Origin of the sequence: Secundilactobacillus folii (assembly GCF_009720675.1) — a bacterium.
Classification (GTDB): Bacteria; Bacillota; Bacilli; order Lactobacillales; family Lactobacillaceae; genus Secundilactobacillus; species Secundilactobacillus folii.
In genome coordinates this window covers 1-401 of record NZ_WNJO01000044.1, presented here as the reverse complement: position 1 = coordinate 401, position 401 = coordinate 1, and the positions used below count along the sequence as shown (strand labels likewise).

The window sequence follows — 401 nt, the reverse complement described above, 5'->3', positions numbered from 1 at the left end:
TTAACATCCTTATTTTCAGTGTCATCATGATAGGTCACAGTAGCCGTGGTATTTGTATCTGGCGTGTAGGTCACGGTCTTCGTAATCGAAGCCGTATCACCGCTGACCCCGGTCACTGCCTCAATCTGCGTTGGGTCAACCGTGTAGCCAGCTAATGGTGCTGGGGTGATGACGGTAAATTCAGTCCCCTGGACTGGCGTCCAGGCTTCTGTCGTCAGCACCTTACCAGTGACTGCATCAACCGTGATCGAACGCGTAAAGTCTAAGCTCTGAACATCATCGCCTTTAACCTTGTCGCCATTTGCTTTAACGTAATGGACCGTCTCGGTCACTGTCGCGTGCGTTTCACTCTGGTAGTCACCTAGCTTCGGTCCGTTCGGATTATCCGGATTGACCGGCGT

The 401-nt window shown here is 51.9% G+C and carries 1 protein-coding gene; it reads right to left on the bottom strand.

Features of this window, described 5'->3' with window-relative positions:
* A partial coding sequence (locus GM612_RS12280) for a mucin-binding protein (protein ID WP_425500353.1) occupies positions 1–401 on the bottom strand: 401 nt, incomplete at both ends.